The organism is Rhodoferax ferrireducens, assembly GCF_003347515.1.
Classification (GTDB): Bacteria; Pseudomonadota; Gammaproteobacteria; order Burkholderiales; family Burkholderiaceae_C; genus Rhodoferax.
The window spans coordinates 1-540 of the sequence record NZ_QEII01000245.1 but is presented as its reverse complement, the minus strand read 5'-3'; the positions used below and the strand labels follow the sequence as shown (position 1 = coordinate 540).

The 540-nt window shown below is 64.1% G+C and carries 1 protein-coding gene; it reads left to right on the top strand.

Features of this window, described 5'->3' with window-relative positions:
* Positions 1 to 8: 8 nt before the first annotated feature.
* Positions 9 to 540, top strand: a 532-nt coding sequence (locus C5P05_RS08210) for an amino acid ABC transporter ATP-binding protein (RefSeq protein WP_157979252.1), incomplete at its 3' end; no start/stop codon positions are given.

Genomic DNA, 540 nt, shown 5'->3' with positions numbered 1-540 from the left:
CAGACACAATGCCATCCCCCACCCCTGACGCCGCTGGCGCCGAACCCATCATCCGCATCGAAGCGCTGGACAAATGGTTCGGCAAGTTCCAGGTGCTGACCGACATCAACCTGAACGTGCGGGCCGGGGAACGCATCGTGGTCTGCGGGCCCTCGGGCTCGGGCAAGTCCACCCTGATCCGCTGCATCAACCGGCTGGAGACGGTGCAAAAAGGCCGCATCGTGGTGGACGGCATCGACCTGACGGCCGGCGGCAAGAACGTGGACTCGGTGCGCCAGGAAGTCGGCATGGTGTTCCAGCAGTTCAACCTGTTTCCGCACCTGACCATTTTGCAAAACTGCACGCTGGCGCCGATGCGCTCGCGCGGCCTGAGCCGGGAGGAGGCGGAAACCATCGCCATGAAATACCTCAAGCGCGTGCGCATTCCGGAGCAGGCGCACAAATACCCGAGCCAGCTCTCGGGCGGCCAGCAGCAGCGCGTGGCGATTGCGCGCGCCCTGTGCATGACGCCCAAGATCATGCTGTTTGACGAACCCACCT